We start from the raw sequence: 19,259 nt of genomic DNA on the forward strand, positions 1-19,259 counted from the left end.
ATTAGCGCGGCCCATTGGCCCGCGCGAACAGGAGGTTTGCATGGCTCTGGGAGATGCATTATCGCCGGAAATGCGGGCGCGCATGGGCCGCTTGCGCGAGAATCTTTTGAAGCGCGCGCAGGAGACGGTAGACGCCCAGCTTAGCCAACCCAAGGCGCCCTGGCAGGCAAAGGGCATGTCCCCGAGAGCCGGGGGTGATTCGCGCTCAAAGCAGGCCCCACCTAAGCTATCGAGCCCCGCTGCTAGTCCTAGTGAAAGCTTGCCCTGGCCGCTCTTCGGAGAAAGACGAACTGTGCTGAACGCCAGCGTTCAGTCGAAGGCCAAGGGGCTTGGGACAGAGCCACAAGAAGCGCCGTTCCGTTACTGGGATCTTCCCCCTGAGGCGGCTGTCCGTGAGCCTGCTCCAACGACGATCACTGCAGAGGATCGGGATAGCTTCACGCGTTTCCTCCTCGCGGGCCTGCCTGCTTCCAGGTCAGAAGCGAAGGAAGACATATTCGCCACCATCGGGCTCGACTTTGGCACGAGCACCACGAAGCTCATAGTCCGCTTCCCATATGAACCTGGCACGCCGACGATCGCAATTCCCGCGCCTGCGCATTGCCGGAGCATGGGGCACCCGTACCTATGGCAGACCGTCCTTTGGGTGAGCGAGACGGGCGAGTTTAGCCCATGGCCATCCGAAAACGCGCGTCTGCTGCACGCACTAAAGCAGGGCATCATGGGACGCGACGCCGACGCCGCAATCGTGTCGGATCCGAAGAGTCAGATGCCGGTGACGAGGGCTGATGCTGCGACAGCATTCCTTGCGTTCGTTGTTCGTTACACCCGCGGCTGGTTGCTGGCGAACCGTCCGCAGATATTCCGTAATCGGCAACCGGTCTGGTTCCTGAATGTCGGGATGCCGGTTGCCAACTTTGATGACGCGCGCTTGGTTTCCATTTATCGGCGGACTGCGGCGGCTGCAGTGCTGATCGCAAATCTTGAAGGCGCCATAACGACCGAGACGACGAGTCTGTTCTTAAAGGACCCGCATGTCTTGGCCGCAATGCGCTCGGCCGACGAAGCCGAGAAGCTTGGTGTTGCCGCTCTGCCGGAGACGGCGGCGGAGGCCGCTGGATTTGCAAAATCTACGAACAGAGCCCCGGGTCTTTATCTGATGGTCGACGTGGGAGCGATGACATTTGACGTCTGCACCTTCCGACTTGGACAAGCCGATTCAGCGACGGATCGCTACGGGCTGCTTGCGGCCCAGGTGCGCCCGCTCGGTGTCGAAGCGTATCACTGGTTCCTGGGAGACGGAAAAACGCAATCTGATTTTGCCGCTCAGTGCGACCGCTGTCTTTGCGAGGTGGTTTGGCGGACCAGGATAAAGCGGGATCCCCATGCTGAATGTTGGCAAGCGGAAAATGATCTGCCGATCTTCCTCGCCGGCGGAGGCGCGCAAAATAAGCTGCATCGCCGGATTGTCGAAGCCCTCGATCCGTGGCTGCGCCAGCATTCGCAGAATGGAGGCGCTCGACTGCTCGAACTGCCAATACCGGCAAACATCGAGCTGCCGATCGAAGTCACTGATTTCAATCGGCTTGCTGTCGCGTGGGGGTTAAGCTATCCGCCGAGCGAGATTGGCGAAATCGTTCCGCCGTCGGCGGTTGAAGACAAGGCGCCGCCGCCTGTATTGGATTGGACGAAACGCTTTACCGGCAAGGAAGTCGTGTAGTCGCACCGCTCCCCAGATAGCTGCTCGGACCAGTCATACGATTCCGAGGGCATCCCGATGAAAGCTGAAACAGTGCTTACCCGCTCGACCAGATCAAATGCCCGAACCGGGAGGCGTAATTCCCGGTCTCCGAGGGCCTCTCGCACCAGTTCGCATCGGGAAGCCCATCGTCCGATCGCGTAGCATCGTTTGTTGCCTATCGCCTCCCGGGTGATGAGAAATAACAGCACGGTCTGATCTCTCAAGTGCCCTCGGTTAGCAGCCTTCGATGCCAAGCGAGGTAGTTCGCGTGTCGAGGCGTGAGGCCTGCAAGCCTCACGTCTTCTCTCAGCCCAAGCGCCTCGCGCGATCGCTGCGTCAGTCGGCCGGACATGATTAGCACACCGTCGTCTGTGAAACTGATCAAAGCCGAGTCGAAGGCAGCGTCGATGTGGGCCCCGAGCAGCAGGCCGTTGAATACGTCGAGGCGCTCGGCATCGGTCGCGCAGTCCGCCCAGGGCTTGATGTGACTGGCGCGCAGGAGCTCTGGCTGTTCAAGCCCGGTGATCGGGCAGCGGCCGCCCCAATATTCCATGAGGCTGTTGCGGAAGACGTCCTGGCCGACGCGCTGGACGACAAGGCGGTCGGCTTCCGTGCTGCGGGGCAGGTCGGCAACCCGCGTCTCGAATTCGAGCAGGGGTTCCGGCGGCAGCGACAGGGCCAGCCGATAAAGCCGGCCAATCAACGCGTGGAGCGCGGTTGATCCGAGAGCCGCAAAGGCCTGTGCGGCCCCGGCCGGACACTCGCCCTCCCAGACAGTGAATACTCGGGCCGCTTCCGCCGCCACCGCGGGCGAGAAGGTCGCCACCACGAAGCTAGCGCCGTTGCGCGTGGCCAGAAGCTCGTGCCGGGTCCAGGGGCTTCGAAGCAACAGCCAATCCCCGTGGGCGACGGGGTCGACAGGGAAGCCGTTGCGGCCAGCCGCCTGTTCGATCTCGGTGATGATGGCGGCTGAGAGGGACATGTGTTTGGGCTCAAGCGAACTCGGTGCCTCGTGTGATGATCCAACTCACTTTTTAGGACGTCCATTTCCAGCTACGTTCTATCGGCGCCCCAGTCTTCACGCCACCTACCCCTTCGCGGCAAGCTCGTCCCACGCCTGCATCACGAGACGGGCGGTGCGGTATTCGCCGAACCGGCGCGTTTCGCTGTCCTTCAGGGCCCGAAAGGTCTCCGATGGATAATTATCGCCTCTCGCGGATCCAGGGTCGAGAATATACAGAAGATCAGCACGGGTAAGACCGTAGAGCCGAGCGTAATAGGCGTCGAGTTCAGCGCGTAACCAAGCGCGACGTTCCTCATTCCAACGGAACGGTAGGCCATTGAAGCCGAGATCGTTAGCGAACGCGTGCATGGAACTCGAAGTATAGCTGAGTTCAAGAACGCGAGGCACCACAAACGCGAGATCAGAAGCGGCGAACGCCGAAGGCGGAAGTATCGGAAACTGCTTAAGATAAGAATAGGTGAGATGAACCCCTCCGACCTTGGTCCGCGCGCAGTAATCCAATACGAGCGAGTTTAGACATGCAAGCAACGCCGCAACATGGGGAGGTTCCACCATCGGAAACATAAGCGGCGCTGAATGACCGACGCCAACCCTTGGGATTGCTGCAAAAATTGCGGTTCGCTCGTTGGTAACAGCCGTAACGTCCTTAAAAGCGAGCAACCACAATCTGTTCCATGCCTTTGGCAATCGATCCACTACTTCCGAAAGCGGCACGAAATAAAATGGTTCGGGTTCAAATCCTATCTCAGCATATTGATTGGCTGTGGTGTCGGGTAGCACACGAAATCCCCTCGCATCGCCGCGCTCGCCGTATGAGCCGGACCGATGATCATAGGCGGAAATCATCTTTGCCTCGTAAAGTGGAACATAGTGGGTCGTCGTGCCTCCGGATTTTTCTGATCGCACCCGCCAACCTATCCCATCTCGCACGCCTCCAGCCGCAAGGATCTGTGCAGAGGTTCGGAAGAGAGCGCTATCGTTTGCCATATCAAAAAGCCGCGAAAAATCGATTTGCCAGGGATTAGTCGAGGCTCCATTAGTTTCATTAATAAGCACGGGTACCCGTGCATAGATCTTCGCATTGAGTTCCGCATCCGCGCGGGAGCGGAAAATCGGCGCGGTTTTCGTGTTCGGATTGAAACAGGCAATTTGATCCGCCGATAGAACAAAGCGGCGCTCGGCCTCGGTAGCTTGACTCGGTTTAGTTAGGAAAAACGCAAAGCTTGTCTGCTCGACGCGCCGCGCAAGCGTTAGCAAGCAGAACTTTACTCTGTAGTATACCGCGGGAAAAATATGCTCCCGATTCTCGAAGTCCAGGAGCTGTGCGATCCGTTTGGTCAAAGCTAACTGCGCAAAAAAAGTTGCGGTCGTCGCGTCGGTTGCGATGCCAGTTGGGACGATCATGCCAGCGCGACTTAGTGCAGCTTGCGCAAAGAGCTCCGCGAATAGAGCATACGTATTCACGTCGCCCGTTCCGGTGCACGGGTAACGGCCACTTTCACGTGCGAACAGGCTCGCCGCGTCGGCGTTGCGTTTAGCAAGCAGGAATCCATCGTGGAGCCGCCGTTCGGCCGAGTCCTCAGGTGCGTCCGCGAGCTTTGCAATGAGTCGATCGCGCGCCGCCTTGTTGGCCGCCAACGCTATCTCAGGTGCGCGAGACGCAAAGAACTCCTGCTCCTGCAGCTTTATGCGCTCCCACGGTGGATTGCCCACCACCGCGTCGAATCCGCCTTTGCGCATCACGTCGGGAAACTCCAGCGGCCAGTGGAACGCCGACGCCTGGCCAGCGACATCAACTGCACGCGCCACCAGCTGATGGTCAGGCACCTCCGCCTGCGCGGCCCTCCACACCACATCGGTGGTCGGAATGCGCTGGTCGGTATCGCCGCGAATGCCTTGGGACCGATCAGGCAATTTTCCGGTTTTCGAGACAAAGAATGCCGTGACGAAGAGATCGCACGCCGTCTTAAGCTGCCACCAGCCGGTCTTGCCGCGCGCCGCCGCGTCGGCAACCGCCTTGGCCGCCACTTCGTCGACGTCGTCCTCCGGCATGGCGTCGACCGCGACGAATGCGTCGGCCAGATCGTTCGGGGCGCCGGCAAAAGTGAAGCGATGCTGGTCTTTCTTGCCGTCGCGTTGCGCCTTGTTGAGCTTTCTGTAGTGGCTCGCCACTGCCTTGTCGTCGCAGGTCAATACCTTGTAGGCCTCGTCCGGAATGCCTCCTGCCAGCATCTTCAGATCGAAGATCCCGATCAGGCTGTCGCCTTGGCGAATCCGGTTGTCGAGGAAGGAGAGTGGCTTTCCGGGCTCGACTGTCTCGATCCACAGCGCGACCTTGCACAGCTCGACCGCCATCGGATTGCGGTCCACGCCGTAGAGGCAATGGCGAGCGACCTCGCGCAAAGCATGGCGATAGTCCTCGGCGCTCGGACTGCCCGGCGAGCGCAGCTGCGCGATGCGAGCCGCGAGCCGTCGCGCTGCGGCAAGCAGGAAATGGCCGGAGCCGCAGGCGGGGTCTAGAATGTCGAGTTCGAGCAGCGCGTCGACCTCGCGGCCGGGATTCTTGGCGATCGTCTCCTCGACCACGGGGTCGATCGCGGAGTCGAGCAAGAGCTGCACCAGCGGATCTGGCGTGTAGTAGGATCCAGAAGTTTTTCGTGCGTTGCCGGCGGTTTCGGCCCCCTCCGCAAAGGCAAAGGTCCGCTCCGACGCCGAGGCGCGTGGCGTGAGCTCAAGCAGGCTCTCGTAGACGGAGCCCAGTTCCTGTGTCTCCATGTCGCGCCAGTTGACGCGCATACGAGCGCCGTCCTGGCGCATCCAAGCAAGATGCTCGACGGCGGCGAGCAGATGCCCGTTCTCGATGCGCGCCTGATCGAGATGCGGCGTGCGGTCGGGCGCAAACAGGCCGCCCAGTGCGGGCAGCGCCAGACGCTTCTCTCCACGCGCAAGGCCGCGGAAGACGATGCGCGCGCCTTCCCAGAAATCGTGGTGGCGGTCGCGCGCAAGCGAACGCACCGCCTTGGTGCGCAGCCGTGCCAGCGAATAGCCCTCCGCATAGAGCTTGGCCTCTGGCGCCTCGTCTTGTTCCTTCGGCCGCAGCAGACCGCGGTCCTCCGCGGTGAACAGGAAGATGAAGCGGTAGACGATGCGCAACAGTTCCTGGAAATAGCCGTGCTCGTCTAACGCGCCGGTCTCCAGGGCCTGCACTAGAGCGGCGTTGTCGCGATGCTGAAGAAAGCCCTCGCCGAGAATCTTCAGCGCTTGCTCGACGCCGTCGCGCAGCCTTTCGCGCGCCTTGACGCCCTGCTCACGGCCCTTGTCGCGCCAGCGCTCCAGCGCGCAGTCCGAGGGCGGGCTGCCCGCTTTGCCGAAACGGCTCTGATGGATCAGCAGCCATAGCGCGGAGAAATCGGCGAACAGGTGCTGGCCGAAGATGCGTGAAAGATCCGCCTCGATCCAGGCCGGCCGTGTCATCGCGGTGTTGGCGCGCATCAGGCGCAAGGTGCGGCCGTCGCTGACGAGGCCGTACAGGGCGCTGTCGCTGGCGTTCAAACTCTCCTGCAGCAGCAGCGTGGCCGAGCGGCGATGAACGCCGTCGCCGAATTGCGGCAGGCTCCGGTCGATGCCGTCAGGCGATGCAGCAATGACCAGGGGAACGCGGCCGTCGAGCGCCGCATGGCGCACCGGGAATGGGCGGCCGCCGATGGTCATCGCCTCGGCCGGCGCGAGCGTGACGAAGCCGAAAACCCTTGTGAGCAGCTGGGTTACGAAATTCACTGTAACGGCGCCGCCAGCATCCTTCTCCTGCAGGCGGTCGAACGTCGCCCACAGCGCCTCACCGATGCGGAAATAGCGCCCGATTTCGTCGCGCAGCTTGAGCCCCGGCGGGGTTTCGTAGTCGATATCCTGCTGCTCGCCGGCATCGATCGCGGCGACCTGGGAGAACATGTCAGGCGCGATCAACGCGCCCTCGATGGCGATGGCATCAAACGCGATGGTCGAAGTACGGCGTCGGGCCATGAGGCTCAGTCCACCACAGGAAGCAGGACGTAGAAGCCAATGACGTCCGGAGGCAGCACCGGCTCGACCTCAACCGCGCCACGGACGCGCGCCCTGCGGGTCTCGGCGGCCTCGCGGACCCGGGCGTGATCAGCGGTCAGCACTTCGGCGCGCTCACGCGCAACCGCGTCGAGCTCTGCCGCTAGCCCCCTGAGCCGGCCGGCCGCGGCCACGAGTTGGCGGTTCCTGACGATCTCGGGCAGGTCGCTCTCGGGGCGCGATTCGAGAAGCGCCGGCAGATTCGCCGTTTCGAGCCGACTTCCATCCGCGTCGAAGGCCACCAGAGCGGCCTCCTCAGCAAGAAGCGAATGGCGTTTGCCTTGAGTACTGGTCTCGATCCGATGTCGGACGCGAAGCAGCACCAACGTCGTGATCTGGGTCGTGCCACGGGTCCGCCAGACGCCGCAGCGCGGCAGGGTTGCAGGATCGGAGGGATCCGCGGCATCGTCTAGTGCGGTCTCGACAAGGGCCTCGGCGATCAGGCCAACCAGCGGATGAGCCCGGTGGAGATGCAGTCGTCCAGCTCCCGGCGCATCGCCAAACTGGACCCGAACGGTTCCTTCGAATCCTTCCTCCTCGAGGCGCTCGCGCAGGGTGATCGGGATCAGGCTCGCCAGCGGCGCCTTGAACGCGCGCCCGACCGGATCGAGCGGCGCGCGCAAGCGTCGCAACGACCGCTCGACGAACCGGCGCGTCTCGGCCGGTCCGCCGAGCAGGCTTCTCGCCTTTTCCCATTCGGGCTCGACCTCCTCGGGCTTGAGCTGTCGCTGAGCGAAAATGGTGCGGTTTTTCTTCTCGCGTTCGGATGCATCGCGCCAGGCCCGGTCGATCTCGCGCGCGGCAGGGGTTTCGGTGAAGTCGAATGAGAACTGGCCGGTGTCTCGCCGGCGCCGTAGCAGCACAGCCTGCATGAGCGCCTCGGTCATGCGGCGCTCGTCGTCGGGCAATGGCACTGGTACGCCGGTGTCGCGGCGGATTGCCTCGGCTTTGCGCAAGATGACGTTGAGTACTGCACCGTCGACCGGGTTGTTCTCTCCATAAAGCAGGAGGCTGCGGACTTTCTTACTCGGCTGCCCGAACCGGTCGACTCGGCCCTCGCGCTGCTGGTGCCGCGTCGGGTTCCAGGACAGGTCATAGTGGACGACGGCGTCGAAGGATTCCTGAAGATTGATGCCCTCGGAGAGACAGTCGGTAGCAACCAGCAGGCGTTTTTCCTGTGCGGCGAGCAGCGCGACGCGGGCCTCGCGATCCGGAGACGCCAGCTCGCCGGTCACAGCGTCGATCGAGATCCCCTTGAGCGCGGGCAGCGTGCGCAAGCGCTCGGCAACGGCCTTCGCGGTCGCGATGTAGCGGCAGAACACGACCGGCGAGAAACCATCGCCGACGAGCGTCGTGATCTCCTCCGTCAGCAGCTTCACCTTCGGGTCGCGGGCGAGCTTGGTCGCAACGGCGAGCGACGACGCCTGATCGATAAGGCTCTTGAGGCGAGGGTCCTCGATGGCGCCAGCTGGCTCGGCGTCATCCTCGTTCAGATCGTCAGCCTCGCCGTCGAGCACGCGATCACGGATTGCCTGTTCCTCCGCCGGATCGGCATCCAGATTCGCACGCGTGATGAGCGCCCGCTGCGCGGCGGCCGGACTCGACGCGACGCAACGCATCAAGGCCAGCGTGCCCCAGAAGGCAAGCCGGCGGCGGCGCTCGTCGGTGCCGGCACGCTCGGTCACCTCGGCACAATAGTCGAGCACGTCCTCGAAGAATTTCTGATACTCGCCGGAGAGGCGGTAGGTCCGCTCGTCGTTCTCATGGCGGGGAAACAGTCCCTTCTCACTCCAGGCATCGATGTCGACCCGGCGGCGCTGGACGAAGTTGGCGGCAAGCCGCTCGCGCAGTGTTCTGCGTTCGGTTTCCGTCGCCTCGTTCAACGCCGCGAAGGCCGGATCGATAAGGCCGAGCAGACGCGAGAAGGCCTCTGCGTCGCCGCTGTGCGGCGTCGCAGTCAGGAACACCATGTGGCGCTCGGGCTTTTCGGCGAGACCAGTAAGCAACTGGTAGCGCTGCTGCATGCCGCGTCCGGCGCCGGTGCAGGAGTGCGCTTCGTCGATGATCACGAAATCCGGGCAGGCGCGGAGAAAGTCGTGGCGGCGTCGATCGCTCTTCACGTAGTCGAGACTGACCACGGTGAAGGGGTGGACGTCGAAAATGCGCTCGCTCTGTGGCAGGTCGCGCTCCAGCTTGCCCGCGCTTGCGCTGGTTACGGCCACGGCATGGATGTGGAACTTCGAGGAAAGCTCCTCAACCCATTGGTCGACAAGGTGCGGCGGGCAGAGCACGGTACATCGCTCGATCTCGCCACGGTCGAGGAATTCGCGCGCAATCAACCCGGCCTCGATGGTCTTGCCGATGCCGACATCGTCGGCGATGAGCAGGCGGACGATGTCGAGCTTGAGGGCCATCAAGAGCGGCACGAGCTGGTAGGCGCGCGGCTCGAAGCCAATACGGCCGGCACTGCGGAATGGCCCGGCGCCGCGCCTCAGAGAGAGCAGCAGGGCGTCCTTCAATAGCAGGGCGTCGGCCTGAGTCCCATGGCGCTCTGGTGACGGCGCATCGAATGTTGCGGGGGCAACACCATCCTGCTCCAAGGCGGCGTCGACAACCTGAACATCGCTTTCTGCACCGGACAACGGCCGCAGCCGAAGTACGGTACCGGCGGCGCCCGGCAGAACGATCCACTCGCGACCGCGCGCGCGCACAAGGGAGCCTGGAGAAAATGCCAGCGCGGACTCAGTCATCGCGTATCAGCCGCGGAGCAAGCGAGAGAGTTGGTCAAAGCCGGCGTCCCATGTTTCCTGATTTTCGGGGAACACGACGAGGTCGACCCCGCTTTGCCGCAGCTTGTTGCTGTCGGGTGCCGGTGGCTCTCCAAGACTGGCGGCGACGCAATAGTCCGGCCAGATGATGACGTTTGCCGCCCCATTGTAGGCAGAGCACTTGAACTCCGTGCCGTCGAGGCCCCGCCCTGCGAGTGCAAGGCGCCAGTCGTTCAGGTCCGGAGCTTCCGCGGCAGTGGCGGGAGCCGACGGAGGCGCGCTCGCGTGCACTGTTGCAGTGGTCACGGACCGCGCGAGCTGGAGTAGGGCGGATTTCAAGGCATTCTCCCGTCGGTCGATCGCGTCGTGCTCTGGCTGGTTGTAATAGGACAATACGCAGCGATAGCAACCCGCAACGCATTCAGTGCCTTTCTCTTCGGGCAACGTCTCCGCGGTCACGCCGGCAAGATCCTCAGATGGTTCGAAATGCATGATGCGCAGCGCAGCCCGCGCTACGCGCGCCAGTGCGTCCGGCTCGGTCGCGAGCCTGGACAGAACGCCCGCGCCGCCTTCAGTCGCCTCGTAGAGCAGAATGGCACGGCGGTCGTCGCGACTCGGCAGCGATTCTCCGAGCACTTCTCCCTGCTCGAGCTGGAACACCGTTTCGAGCCCCCGGAGCAGCGCGTGCTGGAGCGTAGTCATGCTATTCACGGAGAGGACGCCGAAGGCCGACGCCGGCCGCAGCAACAGGGCGTTCTTGCTCTCTTCGACCGCCGGCACGACTTTTTGCCTGGTAGTCAAGCCGTCACCGCCTTCCTCGGCATCATCTTCTTCGGACTTTGCCCACCACCCGGTCCGGGGGTCGATGACGAAACCGAAATCGGACTGATTCGTGCGACGACGCAAGCCCTTGTTGATCCGGGTGATCGTGGCGCCGGATCCGTAGGACAAATTAACGAGATCCGTGTCGCCCTCGCGCGCAACTGCCGTGCGCACATCGATGCGGCCGCTGCGTGACGCCCACGCGAACAGTGTCTGCAGATCGAATCCGCGCCGCTGTCGTTCTTCGTCATTGATGCTGATGCGGTCCTGCGGAACGGTCTCGACATTCGAGATCCGAAAAACGTCTCGGATCAGATGAGCGTCGGCGAGCCAGGCACCGCACGCATGGCACATCTCGCGTGATTGCTCCTCATGGGCGGCGCCGCACTCCCGGCAGATCTTGATCGCGTAGGTCGCGAGGCGCCCGTCATCACCGGAGCGTGCGCTCGGCGTCAGCATGACCTTCGCCACCCGGAACGCGCGGCCCTCATGATAGACGAGGCTTCCGGGACCAAATTCGGAAATGCCGAGAAAGCGGGCGCGCTGCAGGAAGGTCTGCCTGTGCACGCCGTCATACGTCGCCGGCACATAGGCGAGGAGCGGCAGCCGCGGGAAATTGTAGCCAGGCAAGAAGCCTTCCGTCGCCAGATAGCGGTAGGTGAAGAAATCGGAAGACTGCGAATCGCTGCGGCTTTTGAGAAGATCGAGCTGGTTCGCCGCTTGACGATGCCGCTCCTTCGCGGCGTGCAGCTCTCGGCTTCCGGTCGTGTGGTCGCTGATGATGCGATGGGCATCATCGAGTTGCCGTTGCGCGGCTTCGAACAAGTCGCGCCAACGATCGAAGCTCGTCTCGAAGCGTTGCAGCGCGCCGTCGACCGCCCGACGGCTGAAATCAACGGCGTTGTCGAACCAAGGAGCTTTTTCAGGAGTGAGCGCGTCAGCGAATTGGGCCAGGAAGCGCTCCATGCGCGCGGGGGCCCGGACAGCAATGGCCGGATCAGCTAGCTTGTCACGAATCTCCGCCGCGATCGGCCTGCCGCGTGATCCCAGATCTAGGACCTCTGCAATGCTCGACTTGAGCGCGGCTTCGGTGGCCGCGAGCCAGATCGCATTGAGATGGCTCTGCACCAATTCCTGGTTAGAAAGGTCGATTGCGGGTGGCCGCACGACGCCGTGGACCATTTGGCGCTGGTCGCGGAAGAAATATTGGTCATGCGGACTTTGCGCAGCGCAATAGGTGAGTACCAGCGCTGCCTGTCCGCTGCGTCCGGCGCGCCCACTGCGCTGGGCATAGTTTGCGGGAGTGGGCGGGACGTTGCGAAGGTAGACGGCATTAAGCGCGGAGATATCGACGCCCAGCTCCATGGTGGGCGAGCAGAACAGAACTGGCAGGAAGCGATCGTCCTCGCCAAACTCCTGCATCTGCGCGCCACGCTCGGCGAGCTTCTGCACGTCGTCGGGTTCGAACCTGAAGCGCTCTTCGCGGATCTGGCGCACCGTCGATTCGACCTGCGCGGTATGCTCGCGGCCTTCCAAGCGGGCAAGCTGCTCGGGTCCTTCGTCGAGAAGCCGCGACAGATTCTCGTAGAGGCTCACAAAGTAAGGGTTCGGCGCAGCACGCCGGCCGGATCTCGATTGGGGTGCCTGACGGTGAAAGCGAACGACATTACCTTGCAGTTGCCAGCCTTGGGAACCATTGCCAAATGGCGTCCCGGCCGACGTTACGAGGCCGTAGTCGGCAGCTGCCGCCAGCATCGCGGTAACTACGGCGTCATACTCGTTCACGTTCAGCCGAACGCCCCAGATGTCGGGAACGCGCAGCCTCCGGGCAAGCAGGCTTCGCGACCCGCCGCGTAGCAACAGCGCTTCGTCCCTGAGGCTGATATCGCGGCGCGACGGCGCATCGATGATGAGCTGAGTGGCAAAGCGCGGCCGCTCGTCGCGGGTGAATCCCCAGGGAGCGCGATGCCTGCCCTCGGAACGCTGCTTCAAGCCCTCGATTTGCATGCGGTCGAGTGCGGCGGTATTTACCGCGAGTCCCATGCGCAAGTAGTCAAACAGGATCCGGAAAGCTTCGATACGCCGTTGGGGCGACGCGGCTCTCAGCGGCGCCGGCGCCGCGGCAAATGCCGCGTCGTCGGTTGCCAGTTCGTCAAGGGCGATATAGTCGGCACGAAGAAAGCCGAGCTCTTCCAGGTTCGGGTGGGTGAAGCGCCAACCACGCCGTTGATCGATCCAGAAGCGATGCAGCAGCACCGCGCGCAGGTCCGCCTCGGCGTTAATCAGATGAGCCCCCTTGAGATCGGGCTCCTGCAGCCATTCCGATCGCCGATCCTGGCGACCGCGCACGAAGCCAAGGGCGTTTTGCATCGCCGCGCCCAGCATGCCTTCTTCGATCCCATCCGCGCCCGCCCGGCCGATGCCAGCAAGGATGCTGGCGCGCAGCTGCGTCACAAAAACGAAATCGTTGAAATGACCGGCCTGAAGGGCCGCGTCCTGGCGGTTGTCGGTGAAGCCGAGCAGCTTGCGGCGATGTTGATCCTTGATCTCGGGAGCACCTGGCCCGTTCATCCACCGGATGATCGACGAGACGAGGATCGTCGTCGCCGAGCTTCGGCCTTCGGCGGTGAGCCCCGCGAGCCGGTTGATGTCACGGCCGCCGCCGACGGCATAGTCGCCGCAAGCCGGGCAGAACCGGAATTTGCCCGGCAGGAACCAGGCGCGGTGGCTCGTTCCCGTGACCTGGCCGTCCGTCGCCGCCGGTTTGAGAACGGCGCGATGCCGACGATACGAGGCCTTGAGGCGGATCTCGTTGTTGCGGGTGGCTTCCTGCCAAGGCTCCGGATAGTCCTCGTCCCGGCCCTGAAAAGCGAAGTCACCCGACGGCTCGGGCATCAGAAGGCCGTAGGTTTCTCGCGCTTCGTCGTCGTCCTTGGGGCTGTCACCTTCCGGTGGCACGTCGTCGATGTCCCGGGCGACGAAGTACTCGCGCCCCTGTTCGGCAACGAGCTTGACAGGGTGAAATTCCTGCCCGCATTGCCGGCAGAAACGGAGGGAGTAGAGCAGCTTGGTCTTGTCCTCCGGGTCGAATTTCTGCCCGTCCATGACGACCCGGCGGGAGCCCGGGGCGTCGAGCGTGGTGTAGGCGCGGTCGGCCCCCGCCAGAAACTGATGCAGCTTGAACGCAAAGAATGCATCTGGCGAGCCACCAGCGATGCGGTCACGTTCCGGACGCGACGCCTCCAGCAGGAAGGCCTGCAGCGCCGTGCGGGATGCCTCGATCGGCCTTTCGGCCTCTTCGGCGAGCTGCTCGGCAGCCTCAGTTACTCTGCGCGGTTCGGCGCGAACCCAGGCGCCACCGCCGTCTGATGGTTTCAACCCGAGCCGCGTCTCGGCCCAGACCGCCAACGGATGCCTCGCCAGATCGGCGTTCGAGAGGTTTTGGCCAATCCCGTTGTCGATCGCGGGGCCGAGCTGCGCGCGAATGCGCTCGACGGTCAGTGTCTCGTCTGTGACGCGCCTGAGCGTTTCGGTGATGATACAGTCGGAGGCCACGAGCGTTCCGAACAGCCGCGATGCGACGTCAGCCACGAGGGCGTCACGATCATCCTTGCGCCCCTCGGTCGCCATCGTCGCGGAAGTACCGATGCACTGGATCGGTCTGTCCTTTACCTCTAGACGCTCCCGCACGCGCCGCATCAGCATCGCCACATCGGCGCCCTGACGCCCGCGGTAAGTATGCAGCTCGTCCAGCACGATGAAGTTCAGACCTTCGCAATTCCGTATGACGGTCCTGTCGAGATCGCTCTGACGGGTCATCAGCAGTTCGAGCATCATAAAATTGGTTAGCAGGATATCGGGCGGATTATTCTTGATGGCATCCCGCTCGTCGCTGCTTTCTTGCCCCGTGTAGCGCGCGAACGTGACGCCCGGCATGCCCTCAATCGGACTCAGGAATTTTTCGAGTTCCTTCATCTGGCTGTTGGCGAGGGCGTTCATGGGATAGATCACGATGGCCCGCGTGCGTGGTGCTTCGCCGGTTCGGCGTGCCTGGATAGCGGCATTCACGATCGGAATGAAGAAGCACAGGGACTTGCCCGAACCGGTACCTGTGGTCACCACGAAGCTCTTGCCGGCAGCGGCCTTGACGATGGCCTCGCGCTGGTGTCGGCGCAGCTTCAGCGACTGGTCGGGCGCGTTGGCGAGTGCTTGAAAATCGCGGAAATAGGCCGCGCAACCCGGATCGAGCATTCCGTCATGCACCAAATCCAGGATTGAACCGCCGCTCTTGTAATGCGGATTGAGCTGAAGCAGAGGTTCCGGCCAAAAGCGGCCAGATTGATAGATTAACTTGACGCTATTCTCGATATCCTCGGATTTTATGTTTGTGAATGACCTAGCGAAGGTCGAGTAATCCTTGACGAGCGCGTCATCCAGCTCAAATACATTCATTGGAGGGGCCCGAATCTTTCGCGCTGGAATCTGTGGTATGGTTCCGATTACCATTGTGCGGGGTAGGGCTCAACCTTGGGTGCTAACGACCGGGCCTGTCCCCATTGCGTTATCCGCCCGCTTTGCATCGGTCCACCCGGAGATCGCGGTGCGATATGCCCGTCCTGCTGACCGACACCACGTCCTAGCCTCGCCGACGCAGCCTTTGTAGCCCGCCCATTGAGTTATGAGCGTCTCCCCTCCGGGACTGGGCTGTCGGCTTCCCTGAAATCCCGGGTGATGCCGGGAATTCCGTCACGGAGATGCGCGACGGTGGGGACAGAAGTTTGGAGCGCGCGCCGGCGAGAGCCGGGCGAGCCTATACGAGGAGACCGCGAACAAGATCAATCCGGAGCTGGAGCGGGCGGCTGCCCTGGATTCAGCCATGGCGCCGCTCTCGCCGCCGATGAATGCCGCGACTTAGAGACTCTACTCGGGGATCGATGTCCTGATCCTCTGGGCTGCGGTCACTCGAGCGGGTTCGCGGGCCAGAGCTGGCTCACTTTCCGTCAGGTGCTGTCACTCTGCGACGACGTCCGCAAGGGCGAGCGCGGTGTCACCGTAGTCTATGCCGATCGCTTCGTGCCGGCGGACGAGAAGCGCCGCGCCAGGCGAATTGGTGAGGAAGCGTACGCCATTCCATTTCTGAAGCGCTTTGCCCTTTTTCAATGCGACCAAGTCGACGGCCTGCCGTCGCCTAGATTCCGGGCGAGGATCTGGTAAATCGGTCGCCACAGCTCCCGCCCATGGTAACCGGTCCTGTTTAGACGCGAAACCTTGATGCGCTCGACGTGCAACGTGGGCCGTGAGCAGCTGTATTAAGCCTCCTCGCGCTGACGTCTCGGCCGCCACTTGACAGGATCTGCGATCCAACGGTTGATATCCGATTGATGCCAGCCCGTCCCATTTGTGCTGATCTTGAGCTGAGGCGGGAACGTGCCCTCGGCGATCTTGCGGTAGACGGTAGACCGGGACAGCCCGGTCCTGGCGAGGACGGTTTTCAACCGGATGATACGGTCTGGTTCGCGCATGGCCGCGCTGCCTCCTGCCGGCTGTTTCTGACGACTTCTGAGACCAGACAGGCCCCCCGGCTGCGGGCGCCGCAAGAGAGTTTTCGCCTCGCCGCACTATGGAGTAGAGCCGGCGGAAAATAGGATGGATCAGATTCCGAGGCCGCGGCCCCTACCGAGGTCGATGCCGTGGGAGAAGGCGAGTTCGAGGCCGAGCCGGCGGCCTGACTCGAAGGCGATGCCGAGCTCCCGCTTGCGATTGTCGAGGAGCGATTCCAGTTGCGGATCGCGTTCGAGGCTTCTGGCCATGTCGCCCATCGCCGAGCGCGTGGCCCTGTAGCCCGAGAAATCGCCCGCCTGATACTGGCGCAGGCTGGCTTGGTCGAGCCTCTGCCAGTCCTCCACGAAGCGGTCGGCGCGGCGGTGAGGGGCGATGCGCAGTTCGGTCTCGAGCTGGAGCGCGCGGATGGCGCGATCGACCCGGCTGCCAGCCGCTTCGCGGGCAAGCTCCGGGTTCTTCTTGTAGGCGGCTTCGGCATCGCGCGAGCCATAAGGCCGCACCTCCTCGAAGGCTCGGCGGGCCTTTTGCAGTTCTTTCACCTGCTCGGCATTGGCCTCGCCGCCCATCTCCTGCACCTCGAAGATCGCATCCACGGCGCGGGCATGACGCACGAGCGCGCGGGTACGCACGCGACGCAATTCCTTTTCCGCCTCTTCCGCCAGCTTCCTTTCCGGCGCTTCGGCTTTGCGGCGCTCAGCAGGCGTACCGCTCCTTTCCCTTTCCGGCGTTTGCTGCTCCGGCCTTCGTCCGCGATCCGGGCTGGGCACATCCGAAGGAGAGCGAAGGCCGTCGAACATGTTGCGTACCTTCTCGGGTACGACGCTGCGCACGATCTCGGCCACGCGCTCGCGGAAGGTGATCCCGCGCCGTTCGGCATAGCTCTGTGCCGGATCGGCACGATCATAGTCCGAGGCCATGTCCTTGGCGCGATCGCGCGACAGCGTGCGGACAAGCCGGTCCCGCCCCGCAAAATCGTCGCGGCCATAGTGCAGGTCCACGCCGTCGCGGTGCCGCGACAGGGCGACATAGCTGCCATGGGCGTCCATGCCGGGCGTCGCCAGCACATGGACGCGGTCGACAGTCATGCCTTGCGCCTTGTGGATGGTCGCGGCATAGCCGTGGTCGATCTTGTTGTAGTCTTTCAGGTCGAACCGAACGGATCGGCCATCGTCGGTCTGCACGGTCATGGATTGCGCGCTGACGTGCTCGACGATCCCGAGGGTGCCGTTCTTGACGCCAAGCCCGCGCTCATTCTGCAGGAACATGAGGCGATCCCCGCTGGCAAAATTTCTCGCGCCGCGCTCGACGGTCAGGCGGACGTCATCCCCCAGATCGCCCGCGGCCCGCATCCGCTCGCGCGCTGCCTCGTTGAGAGCGCGGACTTCGTCGTTGGTGTGGGTAAGGATGATCCGGCTCTTGTCGGGCGACGCCTGCCGGTCGCGGTCCCAGCGATCGATCAGAGCGCCGCGCGCCTGCTCGCGTGTCGCTGCCTCATGCACCAAGCCGTGGGAGCGATAGGCGTCGAGCGCGTTGCCGGTTCGGCGATTGGCCAGATCGCGCGTGGCGTCGCGCTGCCAGTCCTCCCGCTGGCGGCGCACTTCGCCGATTTCCGCGCCGCCGTGTCGCTCATGGATCGACCGGAACGCCGCGCCGGCCTCGATGGCTTGCAGTTGTTGCGGATCGCCGACCAGCACGACCTTGGCGCCAGCCTCGGCAGCATGGGACAGCACGCGCTCCAACTGGCGCGTCCCGACCATACCCGCCTCGTCGATCACCAGCACATCGCGCGCCGTGAGCAGGTCGCGGCCCTGTCCCCAGCCATGCTCCAGGCTGGCGATGGTGCGTGACACAATGCCCGATCCGCTTTCGAGATTTTCCGCCGCAATGCCGGACAGCGCCGCGCCCCGGACCTCATAGCCCGCGGCTTCCCAGGCCTCGCGCGCCACGCCCAGCATCGCGCTCTTGCCGGCGCCGGCATGGCCGACGACAATGCCGAGATCGCGTCCATCAGTGATATGCGCCAGCGCTTCGGCTTGTTCGCCGGAAAGGACAAGGCCGCGCGATTTTGCGCGTGCCAAAGCGGCCTCGCGGTCCGCGTCCCGCAGCTCATGGCGTTCCCGTTCCGCCATGAGTTCGGCCGCGCGGTGCAGGCGCTGTTCGGCCTCAATCATCTCGCGGGTGGTGAAGCGCTCCTCGCCGCGACTGCCGTTGCCGAGTTCGACCAGACCAGGTGCGCTACGCATCGCACTCATGAGCTCGTTGAACTGGTCGATCCCGTCGCTGTGTCGGTGCGCAAACTTCGCCATGTCGCGTTGTGTGAAGGTCGATTGTTGCCGGGTGATAGCGTCCAACCCAATGGAGGGATCGGCGATGATCTGCGCGCCATTGCTGCGCGCGATCTCGCGGTGCATCTCGGCGCGATCGGCCTCGCTGCTTTCGCCCTCGATGCCGCGGTCCTCAATGCGTTTGGCGGGTGCGCCGATCTGGCTTTGCGGCTCCAGTGCGATACCCTGCGCTTCCAGACTGCGATGGTCGATCCGCGCGTCGATGTCGAGCTCGGCGAGGCGCTCATTGGCGATCTCCGCCCAGCGTTCGCGCCAGCGCTCGACCATCTCCGTGCGGTTCCAATCCCGCACCTTTTGGCCAAAGCCGTTCTCGTCCACTGCGCGCATGGTCAGCATGACATGGGCATGCGGTTTGGGCATGCCGTCCTCGGCCCTGTCCCAATGCACATTGAGATCGGCGATCATGCCCCGATCCACGAATTCGGCCCGGGCGAAGTCGCGGGCCAGTTCGATGCCCTGAGCCTCACTCATCTCGCGGGGAAGGGCAAATTCGACCTCGCGGGCAATCTGGGCGTCCTTGCGGATCTCGAATGCCTCGACATCGTTCCACAGCCGTTCGCGGTCGCTCCATGCCTCTGGCGCATTCTCCGGCAGCATCACCTCGGAATGGACGACGCCGCGCTTGCCAGAAAAGTCGTGGCTGCGGTCCAAGCGCTCGTCGCGCAGCCGCAAGCCCGAACGATAGGCGGCTGACGCCACCGCGCTGGACCCAGACTTGCGGCCAATGACCTTGACGTGAAGATGATAGATCGCCATCGCGACGAGATCATCTACACAGCGAAGCGCACGTCGGCACGACGTATAAGCGCGCCCTCCCTCGAAAAAATCTCGGGAGGGACTATCCCGTCTCAGCTCGTCCTGACGACCTTACAGCATTGTGCCGGGTGCTCGACTATCAT

7 protein-coding genes and 1 pseudogene are annotated in these 19,259 nt (G+C 63.4%); 2 read left to right on the forward strand and 6 right to left on the reverse strand.

All coding sequences use genetic code 11. From position 1 onward, the window contains the following. Positions 1–40: 40 nt before the first annotated feature. The gene (locus QX071_RS05605; protein ID WP_316171406.1) at positions 41–1,720 is read left to right on the forward strand and encodes a hypothetical protein; all 1,680 of its coding nucleotides are present in this window, start codon (positions 41–43) and stop codon (positions 1,718–1,720) included. A 241-nt stretch (positions 1,721–1,961) separates the two neighbouring features. On the opposite strand, the gene QX071_RS05610 is transcribed toward QX071_RS05605, so the two are convergent. The 4 genes from QX071_RS05610 to QX071_RS05625 all read right to left on the reverse strand — a co-directional run bounded on the left by QX071_RS05610 (position 1,962) and on the right by QX071_RS05625 (position 14,905). Continuing rightward, the gene (locus QX071_RS05610) at positions 1,962–2,723 is read right to left on the reverse strand and encodes an HNH endonuclease (RefSeq protein ID WP_316171408.1); all 762 of its coding nucleotides are present in this window, start codon (positions 2,721–2,723) and stop codon (positions 1,962–1,964) included. A 105-nt stretch (positions 2,724–2,828) separates the two neighbouring features. After that, on the reverse strand, positions 2,829–6,785 hold the full coding sequence (locus QX071_RS05615) for an Eco57I restriction-modification methylase domain-containing protein (RefSeq protein WP_316171410.1): 3,957 nt from the start codon (positions 6,783–6,785) through the stop codon (positions 2,829–2,831). Positions 6,786–6,790: 5 nt separating this feature from the next. Next, on the reverse strand, positions 6,791–9,613 hold the full coding sequence (locus tag QX071_RS05620; RefSeq protein ID WP_316171412.1) for a DEAD/DEAH box helicase: 2,823 nt from the start codon (positions 9,611–9,613) through the stop codon (positions 6,791–6,793). A 6-nt stretch (positions 9,614–9,619) separates the two neighbouring features. After that, complete coding sequence (locus tag QX071_RS05625) at positions 9,620–14,905, reverse strand: DEAD/DEAH box helicase (RefSeq protein WP_316171414.1); 5,286 nt, start codon at positions 14,903–14,905, stop codon at positions 9,620–9,622. Between the two features lie 331 nt (positions 14,906–15,236). Between QX071_RS05625 and QX071_RS05630 the strand changes: the two are divergent. Then, a pseudogene (locus tag QX071_RS05630) lies at positions 15,237–15,637 on the forward strand (ArdC-like ssDNA-binding domain-containing protein); the annotation flags it as partial. Between the two features lie 125 nt (positions 15,638–15,762). On the opposite strand, the gene QX071_RS05635 reads toward QX071_RS05630, so the two are convergent. Both QX071_RS05635 and traA read right to left on the reverse strand, forming a co-directional pair. Continuing rightward, on the reverse strand, positions 15,763–15,975 hold the full coding sequence (locus QX071_RS05635) for a helix-turn-helix transcriptional regulator (RefSeq protein WP_316171416.1): 213 nt from the start codon (positions 15,973–15,975) through the stop codon (positions 15,763–15,765). 129 nt (positions 15,976–16,104) lie between these two features. After that, positions 16,105–19,116, reverse strand: a complete 3,012-nt coding sequence (gene traA, locus QX071_RS05640) for a Ti-type conjugative transfer relaxase TraA (RefSeq protein WP_316171418.1) — start codon at positions 19,114–19,116, stop codon at positions 16,105–16,107. Positions 19,117–19,259 lie beyond the last annotated feature (143 nt).

This window comes from Bradyrhizobium sp. SZCCHNS1022, assembly GCF_032484835.1.
GTDB lineage: Bacteria > Pseudomonadota > Alphaproteobacteria > Rhizobiales > Xanthobacteraceae > Bradyrhizobium.